Source organism: Ralstonia sp. AU12-08, from assembly GCF_000442475.1.
Classification (GTDB): domain Bacteria; phylum Pseudomonadota; class Gammaproteobacteria; order Burkholderiales; family Burkholderiaceae; genus Ralstonia; species Ralstonia insidiosa.
The window spans coordinates 25,146-42,864 of record NZ_ASZV01000015.1; the positions used below are offsets into that span (position 1 = coordinate 25,146).

Sequence of the window (17,719 nt, forward strand, 5' to 3'; positions counted from 1 at the left end):
AGCATCGAAAGGGTTTGAATGGCAAGCACAACAGTTGCCCAACTCGCTGGCGAATTGAACCGTAGCGCTTCGGCGCTGCTGGAACAGTTGCAGGCCGCGGGCGTGCAAAAGGCGACGCCGGAAGACGTCATCACCGAATCGGACAAGACCCGTCTGCTCGACTATCTCAAGCGAGCACACGGCAGTGCCGAGGATGGCGCGCGCAAGAAGATCACGATCACCAAGCGTGAAACCAGTGAGATCCGCCAAGCGGATGCCACCGGTAAAACGCGCACCGTGCAAGTGGAAGTCAAGAAGAAGCGCGTGCTGGTCCAGCGTGACGAGGCGCACGCAGCCAAGTCGGAAGGCGAGGCTACGCCTGCGGCGCAGGTGATCGACGCCGAGGAAGTCGCGCGCCGCGAGGAAGAGCAACGCCAGCAGGCGGAACTGCTGGCCCGCCAGGAAGCTGAGCTGAAGGCCCGCCAGGAAGCGATGGAGCGCGAGGAAGCCGAGCGCCGCGCCCGCCAGGAAGCCGCTGAGGCTGAGCAAAAACGCCAGGCAGAGCTCGCCGCCAAGAAGGCGGAAGAGGAAGCTGTGGCCGCTCGCGCTGCCGCAGAAGCTGCAGACGAAGTCCCGCGCCGCAAGGCCGAGGAAGACGCTGCACGCCTAGCCACCGAGCGCGAAGCCGCACAAAAGGCTGCTGACGAAGCGCGCGTGGCTGCTGACAAGATCAAGGCCGAAGAAGACGCCGCGCGCAAGCGCCGCGAAGCCGCTGAAGCCGAAGCGCGTGCCATCCGCGAAATGATGAGCGCCCCGGCCCGCGTGCTGAAGACGCCCGCCGAGCGCAAGGCCGAAGAGGTCAAGAAGGCCGAGCAATCGGGCACGCTGCACAAGCCGGTCAAGCCGGCTGGCGAAGCGCGTCCGGCAGCAGCCAAGAAGCCGGCAGCTCCGGCACCTGCGGCTGCACCGGCACCGGGTTCGCCGGCTGGTGATAAGAAGGGCGGCCGTGGCAAGTCGGGCTGGCAAGACGACAACCGCGGTGGCAAGCGTGGTGGGCTGAAGACCCGCGGCGACACTGGCGGTGGTGCAGACGGCTGGCGCTCCGGCTCCAAGGGCGGCCGCAACCGTCATGGCGACGACAACCGCAATGCATTCCAGGCACCGACTGAGCCGGTCGTGCGTGAAGTGCACATCCCGGAAACCATCTCTGTGGCCGATCTGGCGCACAAGATGTCGGTCAAGGCTGCTGAAGTCATCAAGCAGATGATGAAGCTTGGCCAGATGGTCACGATCAACCAGGTGCTGGACCAAGAGACCGCGATGATCGTGGTCGAAGAAATGGGCCACCAGGCGGTCGCGGCCAAGCTGGACGATCCGGAAGCGCTGCTGGTTGGGGACGTGCAGGAGCAAACCAACGCCGAAGCCGAAACCCGTCCGCCGGTTGTGACCGTTATGGGTCACGTTGACCACGGCAAGACTTCGCTGCTGGACTACATCCGTCGCGCCAAGGTTGCGGCGGGCGAAGCCGGCGGTATTACGCAGCACATCGGTGCTTACCACGTCGAAACCGATCGCGGCGTCATCACCTTCCTGGACACCCCGGGTCACGAGGCCTTTACGGCCATGCGTGCACGCGGTGCCAAGGCGACCGACATCGTGATTCTGGTGGTGGCTGCCGACGATGGTGTCATGCCGCAGACGAAGGAAGCCATCGCCCATGCGAAGGCGGCAGGCGTGCCCATCGTGGTGGCGATCACCAAGGTCGACAAGCCTGAAGCCAATCCGGACCGCGTCAAGCAGGAGCTGGTGGCTGAGAGCGTGATCCCGGAAGAGTACGGCGGTGATGTGCCGTTCGTGCCAGTGTCCGCCAAGACGGGCGCAGGCATCGACAGCCTGCTGGAAAACGTGCTGCTGCAGGCTGAAGTGCTGGAACTGAAGGCGCCGATCAACGCGCCGGCCAAGGGTCTGGTGGTGGAAGCTCAGCTCGACAAGGGCAAGGGCCCGATCGCGACGGTGCTGGTGCAGAGCGGCACGCTCAAGCGCGGCGACGTGGTGCTTGCGGGCACGGCCTACGGTCGTGTGCGCGCCATGCTGGACGAAAATGGCAAGTTGGCCAAGGAAGCCGGCCCGTCGATCCCGGTGGAAATCCAGGGTCTTTCGGAAGTGCCGGGTGCGGGCGAAGAAGTGCTGGTACTGCCGGACGAGCGCAAGGCGCGCGAAATCGCACTGTTCCGCCAGGGCAAGTTCCGCGATGTGAAGCTGGCACGTCAGCAAGCGGCCAAGCTGGAAAACATGCTGGAGCAGATGAGCGAAGGCGACGTGAAGTCGTTGCCGCTGATCATCAAGGCCGACGTGCAGGGCTCGCAGGAAGCACTGGTGCAGTCGCTGAAGAAACTGTCGACCGACGAAGTGCGTGTGCAGGTTGTGCACGCCGCCGTGGGTGGTATCACCGAGTCGGACGTCAACCTGGCAACCGCGTCGAAGGCCGTCATCATTGGCTTCAACACGCGGGCTGATGCGGGCGCGCGCAAGCTGGCCGAGCATCACGGTATCGACATCCGCTACTACAACATCATCTATGACGCAGTGGATGAGGTGAAGGCGGCGATGTCGGGCATGCTGTCGCCGGAAAAGCGCGAAGAGACCACGGGTACCGTCGAGGTGCGCCAGGTCTTCCACGTGCCGAAGGTTGGTGCAGTGGCTGGTTGTATGGTGCTGGATGGCTTCGTCAAGCGGAACTCGCTGGTGCGTGTGCTGCGCGACAACGTGGTCATCTTCTCGGGCGAGCTGGATTCGCTCAAGCGCTTCAAGGACGATGTGAAGGAAGTGAAGCAAGGCTTCGAATGCGGCCTGTCGATCAAGAACTTCAACGACGTCAAGGAAGGCGATCACCTCGAGATCTACGAGATCACCGAGGTGGCACGTACGCTGTAATGCGTGGGCCGGACGCTGCGGTGTCCGGCTCGACTTTGCGACGGTGGCCCGGGCGCGTCCCGCGCCACCGTTTTGTCTTTTTGGCGCTGCCAGCGCATGCTGGCGGCGTTGTATGGGGAACACGCTATGCCGAAGAAATCGGGATCGGCCGCCGGCCGTAACCTGCGCATTGCTGACCAGATCCAGCGCGATCTGGCCGAACTGATCCAGCGCGAGATCAAGAACCCGGCGATGGGGTTGGTGACGCTGCAATCCGTGACGCTCACGCCGGACTACGCACACGCCAAGATCTACTTCACGGTGCTGGGTGCCGAGGCGGAAGTTGCCGCTGCCATCCTGAACGAGAAGGCCGGCTACCTGCACTCGTTGCTGTTCAAGCGCTTGCATATCCACACCGTGCCGACACTGCATTTCCACTTTGACGGCTCGCTCGAGCGCGGGATTGAGATGTCTCGCCTGATCGACGAAGCCAACGCCACGCGCGCCAAAGACGACTAACGATGGCCGAGCAACACGCGCCCAAGCCTCAGAAGCCGCCGCGCCGCGATGTGCACGGCGTGCTGCTGCTGGATAAGCCGATCGGCTGGTCGAGCAACGATGCGCTGATGCGCACCAAGCGTCTGCTGTGGGCAAAGAAGGCCGGCCACACCGGCACGCTGGATCCACTGGCCACTGGTCTGCTGCCGCTGTGCTTCGGCGAGGCGACCAAATTCTCACAGGACTTGCTCGACGCGGACAAGACGTACGAGACGGTTGTGCGTTTGGGCATCAAGACGAGTACCGCAGACGCTGAAGGCGAGGTGCTGAGCGAGCGGCCGGTATCGGTCACGCCCGAGCAACTGCAGGCAGCCGTTGCGCGCTTTGTCGGCGAGATCGACCAGGTGCCGCCAATGCATTCCGCCCTGAAGAAAGACGGCAAGCCGCTGTATGAGTACGCGCGTGCTGGGCAAACCGTGGAGCGCGCTGCACGACGCGTGACGATTCGTTCCATCGATGTGCTGGCGACGGATCTGGAATCTGCGGCACCAACTGTCACGCTGCGTGTGGCATGCAGCAAGGGCACGTACATCCGCACGCTGGGCGAGGATATTGGTGAAGTGTTGGGCTGCGGCGCACACCTGATCGCGCTGCGTCGTACGCAAGTCGGCAACTTGAAGTTGGAGGCAGCGGTCACGCTCGAGGCAGTGGAAGCCGCGCCAGAGGAGCAGCGTGCAGCGCTGCTCGCACCGGTTGATGCGCTGCTGCAAACGCTGCCGCGCGTGGAACTGAATGCCGAAGACAGCCGCCGTTTCCTGCATGGACAGCGCCTGGCGCTCCGATTGGCGTTGCCGAACGCTGAGCAGGTTCGTGTCTACGGTGTACGCGGTGATGTCGTCACCTCGTTGCTCGGCGTGGCAGTTTGGCGCGAAGGGGCCCTGAGGCCCGAGCGCCTCGTTCACCTCTGAGCTGTCCTGTTCGACGGACAACAAAAAGCCACGCGTTGCTGCGTGGCTTTTTGTTTGAGCGACGTTTCCGTCAGTGCGCGCCAGCCGCTGCCTCCGCGCCACCGGCCGACTTTGCCGGCTTGGTCAGCCAGATAAAGCCGATCAGCCCGATGAACAGTACCGCCGAAATCCAGAAGATATCGTTGGCGCCAAGCATTGCAGCCTGCTGCGTGATCGTACGCTCGATCACGCCGTTGGCTTGCAGGTTGGGCATGCCCAGCTGCGTGTACTGGTTGATCGACGACGTGTAGGCCGGGTTGTACGCATTCGCATGCTCGACCAGTTGTGCGTGGTGCAGGGCAGAGCGGTTGTCCCAGATTGTGGTCGAGATCGACGCACCGATACCACCGAACATGATCCGCACGAAGTTCGACAGGCCCGATGCCGCCGGAATCCGCTCGGGCGACAGGCCCGACAAGATGATCGACGTGAGCGGAATGAAGAACATCGCCATGGCTGCGCCCTGGATCAGCGTCGGGATCAGCAGTGTCCTCGTGTCGATCTGTGTGGTGAAGTGCGAGCGCATCCAGAACACCAGCGCGAACGTCAGGAACGCCGTTGTCGCTACCCAGCGCGCATCCATCTTCGGCAGGTTCTTGCCGATGACAGGCGAGAGGATGATGGCAAAGATGCCCACTGGCGCCATGATCAGGCCCGCGTCGGTGGCGGTGTAGCCCACGATGGTTTGCAGCCACAGCGGCAGGATCACCAGGTTGCCGAAGAACAGCCCGTACGCCACCGAAATCGCAACGACGCCCGCACTGAAGTTGCGCCCCTTGAACAGCGTCAGATCCACCACTGGGTGGTCTTCGGTCAGCTCCCAGATCAGGAAGAAGGCGAAGCCCACGATGGCGACGACGGTCAGCACAACGATCTCAGTCGAGTTGAACCAATCGAGTTCCTTGCCGCGGTCCAGCATCAACTGCAGCGAGCCGACCCAGAGCACGAGTAATGCCAGACCGATCTTGTCGATGGGCAGCGCACGTGTGGGCGATTCACGATCCTTGTAGATGGCCCAGGTTGCATACGCAGCCCCGATGCCCACCGGGATGTTGATGTAGAAGATCCACGGCCAGCTCATGTTGTCGGAGATCCAGCCGCCGAGGATGGGCCCCATCACTGGCGCGACGAGCGTGGTCATGCCCCATAACGCCAGCGCCATGGAGCTCTTGGCGGGTGGATACGTCGACAGCAGCAGCGCCTGCGACAGCGGAATCATCGGGCCGGCTACTGCGCCCTGGATGATCCGCGCGGTAATCAGCATGCCCATGTTGGGCGCCAGCCCGCACGCCCAGGACGACAGCACGAACAGGATGATCGACGTGATGAACAGGCGCACCTGCCCGAAACGTTGCGTCAGCCAACCCGTGAGCGGCACCGAGATGGCGTTGGCCACCGCAAACGAGGTAATGACCCACGTGCCCTGGTTCGGCGCCACGCCCAGGTCGCCCGAAATGGCCGGGATCGACACGTTGGCAATGGACGAATCCAGCACGTTCATAAAGGTAGCCAGCGACAGCGCCACTGTACCGATCGCCAGTTTGGCGCCGGTCAGTGGTTGTGGCGGCTTGGGCGCGGCAGTTGCCATGCTTGATGCCCTCTTTAGACCTTGGGTGCGGGTTGCGATGTGCCCGGTGCGGAGGCAGCTGCCGGTGCGGTGACAGGGGCAGGCGCATTGGGCGCGCCACGGCCGCTATTGGTGGCGATGATGCTGGCGATGACCTGGTCAGCATCCTTGCCGGCTTGGTCGTACACACTGGTTTCCAGCGGCGACGCTGCCGGCGTGGAGGCCAGGCTCTGACCGCCTTCGTTATGAATATCGACCTTGGCGATCATCGACAGGCCCACGCGCAGCGGGTGGTCCTTCAGCTCCTTCGGGTCGAGCGACACGCGCACCGGCAGGCGTTGCACCACCTTGATCCAGTTGCCCGTGGCGTTCTGTGCCGGCAGCAGCGAGAACGCCGAGCCCGTACCCGCCGAGAAGCCAACCACCTTGCCGTGGTAGGTCACGCTGCTGCCATACACGTCGGCTTCCAGCTCAACCGGCTGGCCCACGCGCATGTGGCGCACCTGCACCTCCTTGAAGTTGGCGTCAACCCAGAGCTGGTCCAGCGGCACGATGGCCATCAGCGGCGTGCCCGGGGCAACGCGCTGGCCAACCTGCACCGAGCGCTTGGCCACATAGCCCGTTACCGTTGCCGGCAGGCTCGTACGTGCGTAGGCCAGATAGGCTTCCCGCACCTTGGCGGCGGCCTGTAGCACGTTCGGGTGACGCTCCAGCGTGGTCTGCTCGGTTAGCACGCGGTTGCCTTGCAGTTGTTCCTTGGCGGTTTCAACGGCAGCCTCGGCGGCTTGCAGAGCGGTTTGCGCGTGCGAAATTTCTTCCTGCGACACGGCACCCGTGCCAGCGATCTGCTTGCGGCGTGCGAGGTCGTCCTTCGCCTTGGCGAGATCCGACTGGCGCTGTGCCAGTGCGGACGAATACGCGCTGGTATTCGAGTACAACGTGCGCACTTGACGCACGGTCTGCGCGAGCGCGGCCTCGGACTGTTCCAGCGCGACGCGTGCGTCGGCACGATCCAGTTCGATCAGCGGTTGGCCCGAGGTCACGAGCTGCGTGTCGTCAGCGCGGATGGCCACCACGGTGCCCGCCACCTGCGGTGTCACCTGAACCACGTTGCCTTGCACGTACGCATCGTCGGTGGATTCGAACCAGCGGCCATACAGGCCCCAGTAGAGGCCATAACCGACGCCGGCGACCACCAGTGCGGCGGCCAGTGTGGTCAGCATGCGCTTGCGTTTTCCGTTGCCATTGCCGTTGGGCGCCGCCGCAGGAGCTGCAGCTGGGTTTCCGGAACCTTGGGCTGCGGACGGGGCGGCGGCTTGGGGCTTGTTGTCACTCATGATGTTGGCTCGAAAGAATGCGTTGGAACGGTCGGTTCAATTCAAATCAGCTATGCGCCGGGGCTTGTTGGGCAGCCTCGCCGGTCGTTGTGTCGGGTGCCGAGTGTGTTGGCTTGGCGCCGGGCCGTTCTTCTGCCGTGTAGCCGCCGCCGAGCGCCTTGATCAGCGCCATCTGCACATCCAGGCGACGTGCCTGCAGGTCGGTCGCGAGCTTGCGTTGCTGCAGCACCGTCGTCTCGGCATTCAGCACGGTGAGCTGCGTACCGAGGCCCGCGCCATAACGCGTGCGGGCCAGGCTGTACGAGCGCTCGGCTTCTGTCAGGGCAGTGCGCTGGATGGCGATCTGCGTATCGATGCTGTGCAGCGCGGTGATCTGGTCAGCCGTATCGTGCAGGGCTTCGGTCAGCGTCTGGTTGTAGCTGGCAACGGCTGCGTCATAGTTGGCGTATTTGCCGCGCAGGTTGGCGCGCAGCTTGCCGCCCTGGAAGATCGGCAGCTTGAGCGCCGGGCCGATGCCAAGCTGGCGTGAATTGCCCAGCAGCAGGTTCTCCGGAAGGATCGACGCCACACCCAGGAAGGCGGTCAGGCTGATATCCGGCAGGAACTCTGCCTTGGCCACGTCGATATCCTTCGATGCGGCCTCGACACGCCAGCGCGCGGCCACGAGGTCCGGGCGGCGGCCGATCAGGTCGATCGTCAGATTGTTCGGCAGCTTGGGCGTGCTTTGTGCCAGCAGCGTCGGGCGGGTGATCGACAGGCCGCGGTCCGGGCCCTTGCCGAGCAGCGCGGCCAACTGGTTGCGCGCCAGGGCAATCTGCTCGTCGACTTGCTCCAGCTCGGTTTGCGCTGCGGCCACATTGGCGCGCGCCTGCGTGGTCTCGACCTGCGTATCCAGACCAGCACGCACGCGCTGGCTTGCGAGGTTGGTCAAGTCCTTGCGTTGGTCGATGGCACGCTGGGCTACGTCGCGCTGCGCATACAGCGCGGCGAGCTTAGCGTAGGTGCGGGCCACGGTAGTGGAGAGCATCAGCCGGGCGGCCTGGCTTTCGGCCTCGATTGCCTTGTCGTCAGACAGCGCGGCTTCCAGTGCGGAGCGGTTTTTGCCCCAGAAGTCCAGGTCGTAGCTCACGCCCAACTGGATCTTCGATTCAGTGAACCAGTTGCCGCCCAGCGGCGTGCCTTCAAACAGGTCATACGAGGAAAGGCGCTGGCGCGTCATCTCCGCATCCAGGCCTACGCTCGGGTACAGGTTGCCGCGCACCACATCAGCCATGGCGCGTGATGCACGCACGCGGGCAAAGGCGACCTGCAGGTTGGGGTTGTCCTTGATCGCCTCGTCGACCAGCGCATGCAGTTGCGGATCGTTGAACTGGTCGACCCAGTTCATCGTCGGCCACTGGCCACCCTGCGAGGGCAGCGTTTGCGCGCTGGCCAACTGCCCCGGTTGGGTCAGCGTCTGCGTGCTGTGCGAGTTGCCGAGGTTGGCGCAGCCTGCCAGTGCGGCCAGCGCAATGGCGGAAAGCGCCACACCCAGGCGTGCCGGCCATTGCGCCCGGGTGTAGCCCGTGCGGCGGCTGGGGCCAAGTGCCTGGGAGGCGGAGTTCAAGGCGTTCATGTTGTTTGAGGTGTCAGGCGATCGGGAGAGCGAAAAACGTTTGCTGCAATTCAGGCGGGTCGGCGTTAGTGATCGGCGGGGCGCAGACGGTTGCCTTCGGTAGCGGCGCCGTTGTCGAGAATGCGCTTCAGAAGACCGCGCAGCGTGTCGACGTCGGCGTGCGAAAAGCCGGCAAAGAAGCGGTTCAGCACATGGGTATAGATGGCGGGCATGCGGTCGGCCAGTTCACGGCCGGCAACGGTCAATTCCAGGTGTACGACGCGGCGGTCGGATTCACTGCGCACGCGCTCGATCAGGCCGCGCTTTTCCATGCGGCTCAGCATGCGGGTGAGCGAGCCGATGTCGGTGTTCAGTTCGCGGCCGAGGTCGGTTGCCGTCTGGCAGCGGCCGTTGGCGAGCAGCACAAGGCAGCTGGCCTGGGAATGTGTCACGTCCATCTGCGCGACTTCCTGCTCGATCGCCATGGACAGCGCCGTCTTGGCGCGCCCGACGAGGTAGCCCACGCTTTCGCACATGCGGTAGTCCTCCACCCGGAACAGGGCTCCGGTGGCTGCAACTTCGGTGGTGGGTCTTGTCTGTTCGGACATCTTATGTATGCACAATCATTGTCCGGACAAATATACGAATCTGCGCAGCAAACAGCAAGGTGCTGAATGTGTGATTCCAGTTTTGGAAATAATGCGTGACTCATGAGCCGCTTGCGCGACATCCCTTCATAGATTCGTCAGAGCGTGTCATGTCTTGCGCATCGCAGCATGCTAGAATGTCAGGTTATTCCGCGAGCTGTTTTTGAGCTCGTGTCACGTCTTCTCGAGTTCACATCCCATGCGCGCGCTTCGCAACATCGCCATCATTGCCCACGTTGACCACGGCAAAACCACCCTGGTTGACCAGCTCCTCCGCCAAGCCGGTACGTTCCGCGAGAACGAGCAGCTCACCGAGCGCGTGATGGATTCGAATGACATCGAAAAAGAGCGCGGCATCACCATCCTGGCCAAGAACTGCGCGGTCGAGTACAACGGCACCCACATCAACATCGTTGATACGCCGGGGCACGCCGACTTCGGCGGTGAAGTGGAGCGTGTGCTGTCGATGGTTGACGGCGTGCTGCTGCTGGTGGATGCCCAAGAAGGCCCGATGCCGCAGACGCGCTTTGTGACACGCAAGGCGTTGGCCCTGGGCCTGAAGCCGATCGTCGTGGTCAACAAGGTGGATCGCCCGGGTGCACGTCCGGACTGGGTGATCAACGAGACCTTCGAACTGTTCGATAAGCTGGGCGCCACTGACGAGCAGCTCGACTTCCCGATCGTGTATGCCTCGGGCCTGAACGGCTACGCCGGCCTGACCGACGATGTGCGCAGCGGCGATATGAAGCCGCTGTTCGATACCATTCTCGAGAAGGTGCCGCAGCGTGACGATGACCCGAACGGCCCGCTTCAGCTGCAGATCATCTCGCTGGACTACTCGAGCTACGTCGGCAAGATCGGCGTGGGCCGTATCACGCGTGGCCGTGTGCGCCCGCTGCAGGACGTGGTGGTCAAGTTCGGTCCGGAAGGCGCGCCGATCAAGGGTCGCGTCAACCAGGTCCTGAAGTTCCGCGGTCTGGAGCGCGAGATCGTGCCCGAAGCGGAAGCCGGCGACATCGTGCTGATCAACGGTATTGAAGAACTGGGCATCGGCTGCACCGTGTGTGCGCCGGACGCCCAGGACGCGCTGCCGATGCTGAAGGTGGACGAGCCGACGCTGACGATGAACTTCTGCGTCAACACCTCGCCGCTGGCTGGTCGTGAAGGCAAGTTCGTGACGAGCCGCCAACTGCGCGACCGTCTGGACCGCGAGCTGAAGTCCAACGTGGCACTGCGCGTGAAGGACACCGGCGACGACACGATCTTCGAAGTGTCGGGCCGTGGCGAACTGCACCTGACGATTCTGGTGGAAAACATGCGCCGCGAAGGCTACGAGCTGGCCGTGTCGCGCCCGCGCGTGGTGTTCAAGGAAATCGACGGCGTGAAGCACGAGCCGTTCGAGCGCCTGACCGTGGACGTGGAAGACGGCCACCAGGGCGGCGTGATGGAAGAACTGGGCCGCCGCAAGGGCGAACTGCTCGACATGGCATCGGACGGCAAGGGCCGTACGCGCCTGGAATACCGCATCCCGGCCCGTGGCCTGATCGGCTTCCAGGGTGAATTCCTGACGCTGACGCGCGGCACCGGCCTGATCAGCCACATCTTCGACGACTACTCCCCGGTCAAGGAAGGCGACCTGGGCGAGCGCCACAACGGCGTGCTGATCTCGCAGGACGACGGCGCTGCCGTGGCCTACGCACTGTGGAAGCTGCAGGATCGCGGCCGCATGTTTGTGTCGCCGGGCGATGCGCTGTACGAAGGCATGATCATCGGTATCCATAGCCGCGACAACGATCTGGTCGTCAACCCGATCAAGGGCAAGCAGCTGACCAACGTGCGTGCGTCGGGTACTGACGAAGCCGTGCGCCTGGTGCCGCCGATCCAGATGTCGCTGGAATACGCGGTGGAATTCATCGCCGACGATGAGTTGGTGGAAGTCACGCCGAAGAGCATTCGCCTGCGTAAGCGTCACCTGAAGGAACACGAGCGCAAGCGCGCATCGCGTGAAGAAGCGGTCTGATCGTCAGTCGATCTGCCAACAAAAACGCCCCGAGGTTTCGGGGCGTTTTGTTTTGGTGCGTTGTGCTCAGGAAGGTGAGCCAATGCTGCTCGGTTCTGCCGTTGCCGCCGAACGCGGGCTGCGCCACTCGGGTGGCTTCCACAGATAGCGGATGTCCCGATCGCGAAACACATCGGTCCACATATCGCGCCATTCATGAAAGGTGAGGGTGATCGGGTTGTGCGTGTGGACTTGCCGCGTGATGCCGAAGGTGGGCGCTTCTTCCTCGGGCACGAAACTGCCGAATATGCGATCCCAGATGGTTAGCACGCCGGCGTAGTTGCGGTCGATGTACTGGGGATTCTTGGCGTGGTGTACGCGATGCACGGAAGGCGTATTGACGTATTGACCTAACCAGCACCAGAAGCCAGCGTAGCGCGAATCCAGCGCGCCCAGCCGCGTATGTACAAAGAACTGGAACGCCAGGTTCAGGCCCACGGCCAGGATCACCCAATCCGGCGTAAAGCCGATCCACGCCAGCGGAATCCAGAACAGCCACATCCCTGAGATGGGGTAGGTGAGGCTCTGCCGGAACGCGGTCGAGAAATTCATGCCCTCCGACGAGTGATGCGTCACGTGCGACGCCCACATCCAGCGCACGCGGTGGCTGGCGCGGTGGAAGAAGTAGTACAGAAAGTCCTGCAACAGCAAGAGCAGGGCGAACGACCACCACGTCTCAGGCACTGCACGCAGGCCGTGGCTGTACGTCCACGAATACACGGTCTTGATCATCAGCCACAGGAAAAACGCGTCCGATGCCTGGTGCATGAGCGCGAGGCAGGCGTTTGAAACGGTGTCCTTCAGGCTGTAGATGGACGGATCGCGTTTGCGCCAATACCAGGCCTCTGCGCCGATGGTCAGCAGGAAGACCGGTGCGAAGGCCAGCAGGATCAGGCCGGGGTCGAAACTGGACGCGCCGGGGGCGCCATTGGCAGGGTTCATCTGATTGTTGTGATGTGTGTTGTCTCCAATTCGCAGATATACGCCCAACACCCGCGTCGCGAAAGGGGGCGGGCTAGAGCCCTTCCTCGCTTAAGAAGCGCGTCGTGTACAGTGCGACCCGTTATTCGTACAACAACACTCGAGAGACATGGAATCCACTGCATTGACCGCGCCCCAGGCCGAAGTCCAACCCAACGTGATCGCCGAAGTACGCGGCGGCATCGGCTGGCTGACGCTGAACCGGCCGCAGGCGCTCAACGCGCTGTCGCTGGAGATGATCCGCGCGATGTCGCATGCGCTGCTGGCCTGGCAGCACGATCCGGCTGTCCACGCCGTCATCCTGCGCGGTGAGGGCGGCAAGGCCCTGTGCGCGGGTGGCGACATCCGCTTCTTCCACCGCGCCGCCACGGCGGGTGAGCACACGCAGCTCGTTACCTTCTTCACCGAGGAATACCGCCTCAACCACCTGATCTTCCAATACGCCAAGCCCTATATCGCCCTGATGGACGGCGTCGTGATGGGTGGCGGCATGGGTATCTCGCAAGGTGCGTCGCTGCGCGTGGTGACCGAGCGCACGAAAATGGCCATGCCCGAGACCAACATCGGCCTGTTCCCGGATGTGGGCGGCGGCTGGTTCCTGGCGCGCGTGCCGGGCCATGTGGGCGAATACCTGGGCGTGACCGGGCAGATGATCGAGGCAGCGGATGCGCTGTCAGTTGGCCTGGCCGACTGCCATGTCACGACTGAGGCGCTATCCACCGTTGTGCAGCGTTTGCGCGAAGGTACCTGGCAGAGCGCCGAGCAGATCGCCGCGTGCTTCACCGAAGCTGCAACGGCGCCAGACGCCACCAAAGCGATCGTGATCCCGCACCGCGCCGCGATCGATGCGTGTTTCAACCAAGCCACCATCCCCGCAATTCTGGCCGACCTGGCCGGCAGCACTGACGCCGAGTGGGCCGCGCAGACCGCCACCCACATGGCTAAGCGCTCGCCGCTGATGATGGCCGTGACGCTGGAGCTGATCCGCCGCGGCCGTCACACCACGCTGGCCGATGAATTGCGCCGCGAACTGGACATGATGACGCACGTGTTTGCTGAGGGTGATGGCATCGAAGGCATTCGCGCCCTGGCCGTCGACAAGGATCACTCACCCAAGTGGAAGCACGCGAGCATCGACACCGTACGTGATGATGAGGTGGCTGCATTCTTTGTCTCGCCGTGGCGCCGCGAGCAGCATCCGCTGCTGGGGTTGTCGGACTAGAACCGGTAAACTGCGCGCTTGAATTGAACCGTTGATTTTGCTGTGACTGCTGAACGCCCTACGCCGAACCCGCGCCGTCTGTCCGTTGCCCCCATGATGGACTGGACGGATAGGCATTGCCGCTACTTCCACCGCCAGATCAGCCGCCATACCTGGCTCTACACGGAAATGGTGACGACGGGCGCGCTGCTGCACGGCGACGTGCCGCGTCACCTCGATTTCGATGAAGTCGAACACCCCGTCGCACTGCAACTGGGCGGCAGCGAGCCCGACGATCTAGCCAAGGCCGCGCGCCTCGGCGAGCAGTGGGGTTACAAAGAGATCAACCTCAACTGCGGTTGCCCCTCCGAGCGCGTGCAGCGTGGCGCGTTCGGCGCGTGCCTGATGGCTGAACCGAAGCTGGTGGCGGAGGGTGTCAAGGCGATGCGCGACGCCGTATCGATTCCAGTCACGGTCAAGCACCGCATCGGCATCGACGCCATCGAAACCTACGATTTCGTACGCGATTTCGTCGGCACTATCGCTGCGGCCGGTTGCGAGACCTTCATCGTCCACGCGCGCAACGCCATCCTGAAGGGTTTGAGCCCGAAGGAAAACCGCGAGATTCCGCCGCTGCGCTACGAGGTGGTCTACCAGCTCAAGCGTGATTTCCCGCATCTCGAGATCCTGCTCAATGGTGGCGTGCAGACGCTGGAGCAGATCGACACGCACCTGGCACACGTCGACGGCGTGATGATCGGCCGCGAGGCGTACCACCACCCGCACCTGATGGCCGCGTTTGACGCGCGCTACTACGATGCCGGCACGCCGGCCCTCACGCGCGCCGATGTGGAGGACGCAATGATTGCTTACGTCGGACGCTGGGTGGAGCGTGGTGGTTACGCCGGCGCGGCGGTGCGGCACATGCTGGGGTTGTATCGTGGCGTGGCGGGTGCGCGCGGCTGGCGGCGCGTGTTGTCGGATTCCAAGGCGCTGGCCCGCGTTAAGACGTTGGCGGATGCCCATGCGCTGTTTGATGAGGCGCGGGCACACCTGCGGCGTGGCGAAGAATCTGGCGAGGAGGCGGTCGCGGCATAAATTGCGCCACCCCCTAGTCACGCCGGAAGAATGTTTGTATAATCTCGTTTTTCGTCGGGCAGCAATCAGTTTAAGCTGTTCGTACAACGGTGGCCGTAGCTCAGTTGGTAGAGTCCCAGATTGTGATTCTGGTTGTCGTGGGTTCGAATCCCATCGGTCACCCCAAAAGTTTCAGTAAAAAGCCCGCTTCTTGCGGGCTTTTTTGCGTTCAGGCGTCTGCCACGATGGTTCCCTGGTGGTACACGACCTTCCAGCCATCCACCGTGCGTCGCCAAAGAGTTGACCGGCGCGTCGTGCGATTCGATTGCACCAGCGTGTAGGTCAGCAGATAGTTGTCCGGTGCGATTTCCTGGCAACGGAAGTCGCGCGTTTGCCAGAAATCCTCCCCGATGTGCCCGTGCCGGGCATCCAGCACGCCGAGCACATAGCTGCGGCTATAGCGTTGGCCCGAAGCACCGACTTCCCAGAAATCCTCCGTTGTCATGCGCTCGAAATCTTCTCGGCGGGTGCCGAACTCCGGGCGGTGGAAGATGGGCTCGCGCTTGCGCAACTCTTCCAGCACGTCGAGCAGGGTGGGGGCAGTGTCCAGACACGGTTCCATGCGGCGAGCCTCCTGGGAAAAATTCAAGCATAACCGCATCTCTGCGCGGTCCGCGCGGCCAGGGTTGCGGCGCTGCACAATGCGCACGTCAGGCATCGCCCCTATGATGGCGCCTTCGCCTTTTTCGGAAACGTTTCAATGCAACGCACTGTCCATATGGGCCTGTCTTCGCTGACGGTCGCTTTGTCGCTCGCGTTTGGTGCCGGCGCTTTTGCTGCCACGCTCCAGAAACCTCAGCTCGAGGCGCTGGTTGTGGCTGAACAATCCAAAGCCTCGGCTGACCTCAACAGTTTCCTTGCTGCCGCTGCCAAGGCGGATCCGCAGGTTGCAGGCAGCGTTGCTGCGTATCAAAAGAAGGCTACGCTGACCGGTGATGACCTCATCAACATCGGTCGCCTGCTCGGCGTGTACAACCGTCTGCACAACCAGCAGGCCGTGATCGGCTCGATCGAGAAGATGGTCGCGCTGCCCACGGTGCGCGACGACAAGATTCCGCAGCACGAAAACCCCGCCATCGTGGCGTTCGGCAAGCTGGTCGAGGGCATGGCGCGCGACTTCGGCCTGAAATTCCGCAACGTCGACAACCGTGTGTTCGAAGTCACGCTGCCCGGCACCGGCTCGGACGAGTTCGGCATCCTGACGCACGCTGACGTGGTGCCCGCCAAGGCTGAAGAATGGGTGCTCGGTGATGGCACCAAACTCGATCCGTTCAAGGTCACGCGCGTGGGCACGTTGCTGTACGGCCGTGGCACGATCGACGACAAGGGCTCGATTGCCGCCGCGCTGTACGCCATGAAAACGGTCAAAGACAGCGGCGTGCCGCTCGCGCGCACGATCCGCCTGATGATCGAGACCACCGAAGAAACCGGCGGCGACGGCATGAAGTACTACCGCGAGCGCACGCAGCTGCCCGCGTACAACATCGTGCTCGACAGCAAGTACCCAGCCGTCGTGGCCGAGAAGGGCTCGGGCGCACTGAAGGTGTTCTTCCCCGCGCAGGCTGGGGTGGGCGATTCGGCACGTACGGCGATCGTTTCGATGACCGGAGCGGCATCGGCCAGCTCCATCCCGCAGACGGCCACGGCAACACTCAAGGGCGGCGACTTGGGCGTGGCTGCCGCCGCGCTCGAAGCCAAGCGCGACGCATTCGTGAGCAGCCTCGCGGCGCAGGGCAAGTTCTCGATCGACATCACGCGCAATGCCGACAGCATCGTCGTGAAGGTCACCGGCACGTCGGCCCACGGCTCACGTCCGGAAGAGGGCGTGAATCCGCTACCGCGCCTGGCGCTGTTCCTGCGCGCGGCGGATCTGGGCCTGGCCGACAACGCCTATGCTCACGCCGCGCGCTACCTGACCGACCTCTACGGCACCGACTACCTGGGCAACACCATCGGCGTCGCCTACAAGGACGATTTCATGGGCCCGCTCACCATCTCGCCGACCGTGATCGGTGACAAGAATGGCCGCGTAGAGGTGACCGCCAACGTGCGCATGCCGCGCGGCAAAACGCCTGACGCGTTGCGTGGCGAGATCGCCGGCAAGATCAATGCGTGGGCCAACGCCAACCATGTCGCCCTGGAGATCAACCACGACCAGGGCAACTGGATGGCGCGCGATCCGAAGGGGGCTTGGCTGTCGACGCTGCTCAACATCTACGGTGACACGACAGGACTGGACGCCAAGCCTGTGCCGACTGCCGGCAGCACCACAGCCAAGCTGATGCCGAACGCGATCAACTTTGGCCCCGCCATGCCCGGCAAGAAGTACACCGCGCACAACGCCAACGAGTACAAGGAAGTACCGGATCTCGACCTGGATATGCAGATGTTTACCGAAATGCTGGTGCGCATCGGCAACCTGCCGTCAATGCAATAGACGTCGCACGATCGCCATGAAGATCATCCGCGCCAAGTCGTTCACCGCAGAGCGTGCCTGGGGTGCGCTCGATATCGCCAATATGAGCGGCATCACGACGCGCTTGCATTGGACTGACCAGCCTTATCGCTGGCACGTGAACGATGGTGAGGAGGTCTTCGTGGTGCTCGACGGTACCGTCGATATGCACTATCGAGAGGCTGGCGTGGAGAAGGTTGCGGTGCTCGAGCCGGGTGACATCTTCTTTGCGGACATTGGCTGCGAGCACGTGGCGCATCCACGCGGTGCGGCGCGGATTCTCGTGGTGGAGAAAGCTGGCAGCGTGTAGATGCTGGATGGCGAGTTGCGGCGCAAAAAAAAGC

General features: G+C 63.2%; 14 protein-coding genes and 1 tRNA gene. 9 read left to right on the top strand and 6 right to left on the bottom strand.

The annotated features are described in order from the left end of the window. Window positions 1-18 precede the first annotated feature (18 nt). The 3 genes from infB to truB all read left to right on the top strand — a co-directional run bounded on the left by infB (window position 19) and on the right by truB (window position 4,358). Window positions 19-2,913 (top strand): translation initiation factor IF-2, encoded by a 2,895-nt coding sequence (gene infB, locus C404_RS39320; RefSeq protein ID WP_031329192.1) that lies wholly within the window; start codon window positions 19-21, stop codon window positions 2,911-2,913. Window positions 2,914-3,039: 126 nt separating this feature from the next. Next, on the top strand, window positions 3,040-3,411 hold the full coding sequence (rbfA, locus tag C404_RS39325) for a 30S ribosome-binding factor RbfA (protein ID WP_031329194.1): 372 nt from the start codon (window positions 3,040-3,042) through the stop codon (window positions 3,409-3,411). Window positions 3,412-3,413: 2 nt separating this feature from the next. After that, window positions 3,414-4,358 (top strand): tRNA pseudouridine(55) synthase TruB, encoded by a 945-nt coding sequence (gene truB, locus C404_RS39330; protein ID WP_021194257.1) that lies wholly within the window; start codon window positions 3,414-3,416, stop codon window positions 4,356-4,358. A gap of 70 nt (window positions 4,359-4,428) precedes the next feature. Here the strand turns inward: truB and C404_RS39335 are convergent, their stop codons facing one another. From C404_RS39335 to C404_RS39350, 4 genes are all read right to left on the bottom strand, one after another. Next, window positions 4,429-5,985 carry a DHA2 family efflux MFS transporter permease subunit gene (locus tag C404_RS39335; RefSeq protein WP_021194258.1) on the bottom strand — a complete coding sequence of 519 codons (1,557 nt, stop codon included), beginning with the start codon at window positions 5,983-5,985 and terminating at the stop codon, window positions 4,429-4,431. A 14-nt stretch (window positions 5,986-5,999) separates the two neighbouring features. Beyond that, window positions 6,000-7,301 carry an HlyD family secretion protein gene (locus tag C404_RS39340; RefSeq protein WP_031329196.1) on the bottom strand — a complete coding sequence of 434 codons (1,302 nt, stop codon included), beginning with the start codon at window positions 7,299-7,301 and terminating at the stop codon, window positions 6,000-6,002. Between the two features lie 46 nt (window positions 7,302-7,347). Further along, a complete protein-coding gene (locus tag C404_RS39345) occupies window positions 7,348-8,916 on the bottom strand; it encodes an AdeC/AdeK/OprM family multidrug efflux complex outer membrane factor (RefSeq protein WP_021194260.1) in 1,569 nt (522 codons plus the stop codon). A gap of 65 nt (window positions 8,917-8,981) precedes the next feature. Further along, window positions 8,982-9,503, bottom strand: a complete 522-nt coding sequence (locus C404_RS39350; protein ID WP_192840349.1) for a MarR family winged helix-turn-helix transcriptional regulator — start codon at window positions 9,501-9,503, stop codon at window positions 8,982-8,984. Between the two features lie 238 nt (window positions 9,504-9,741). On the opposite strand from C404_RS39350, the gene typA reads away from it, so the two are divergent. Continuing rightward, window positions 9,742-11,562, top strand: a complete 1,821-nt coding sequence (typA, locus tag C404_RS39355) for a translational GTPase TypA (protein WP_021194262.1) — start codon at window positions 9,742-9,744, stop codon at window positions 11,560-11,562. Window positions 11,563-11,628: 66 nt separating this feature from the next. Here the strand turns inward: typA and C404_RS39360 are convergent, their stop codons facing one another. Further along, window positions 11,629-12,543 carry a sterol desaturase family protein gene (locus C404_RS39360; RefSeq protein WP_021194263.1) on the bottom strand — a complete coding sequence of 305 codons (915 nt, stop codon included), beginning with the start codon at window positions 12,541-12,543 and terminating at the stop codon, window positions 11,629-11,631. Window positions 12,544-12,691: 148 nt separating this feature from the next. Here C404_RS39360 and C404_RS39365 point away from each other — a divergent pair, with 148 nt between their 5' ends. The 3 genes from C404_RS39365 to C404_RS39375 all read left to right on the top strand — a co-directional run bounded on the left by C404_RS39365 (window position 12,692) and on the right by C404_RS39375 (window position 15,046). Beyond that, a complete protein-coding gene (locus tag C404_RS39365) occupies window positions 12,692-13,804 on the top strand; it encodes an enoyl-CoA hydratase/isomerase family protein (RefSeq protein WP_021194264.1) in 1,113 nt (370 codons plus the stop codon). Between the two features lie 42 nt (window positions 13,805-13,846). Further along, entirely contained in the window at window positions 13,847-14,881 is a 1,035-nt protein-coding gene (gene dusA, locus C404_RS39370) for a tRNA dihydrouridine(20/20a) synthase DusA (protein WP_080981277.1), read from the top strand. An 89-nt stretch (window positions 14,882-14,970) separates the two neighbouring features. Further along, a tRNA-His gene (locus C404_RS39375) sits at window positions 14,971-15,046 on the top strand. Window positions 15,047-15,089: 43 nt separating this feature from the next. On the opposite strand, the gene C404_RS39380 is transcribed toward C404_RS39375, so the two are convergent. Continuing rightward, the gene (locus tag C404_RS39380; protein ID WP_031329197.1) at window positions 15,090-15,482 is read right to left on the bottom strand and encodes a nuclear transport factor 2 family protein; all 393 of its coding nucleotides are present in this window, start codon (window positions 15,480-15,482) and stop codon (window positions 15,090-15,092) included. A 138-nt stretch (window positions 15,483-15,620) separates the two neighbouring features. Here C404_RS39380 and C404_RS39385 point away from each other — a divergent pair, with 138 nt between their 5' ends. Next, window positions 15,621-17,357, top strand: coding sequence for a dipeptidase (locus C404_RS39385; RefSeq protein WP_031329198.1), 1,737 nt, complete (start codon window positions 15,621-15,623; stop codon window positions 17,355-17,357). 16 nt (window positions 17,358-17,373) lie between these two features. After that, window positions 17,374-17,685 (top strand): cupin domain-containing protein, encoded by a 312-nt coding sequence (locus C404_RS39390; protein WP_021194268.1) that lies wholly within the window; start codon window positions 17,374-17,376, stop codon window positions 17,683-17,685. The last annotated feature ends 34 nt before the right edge of the window (window positions 17,686-17,719 follow it).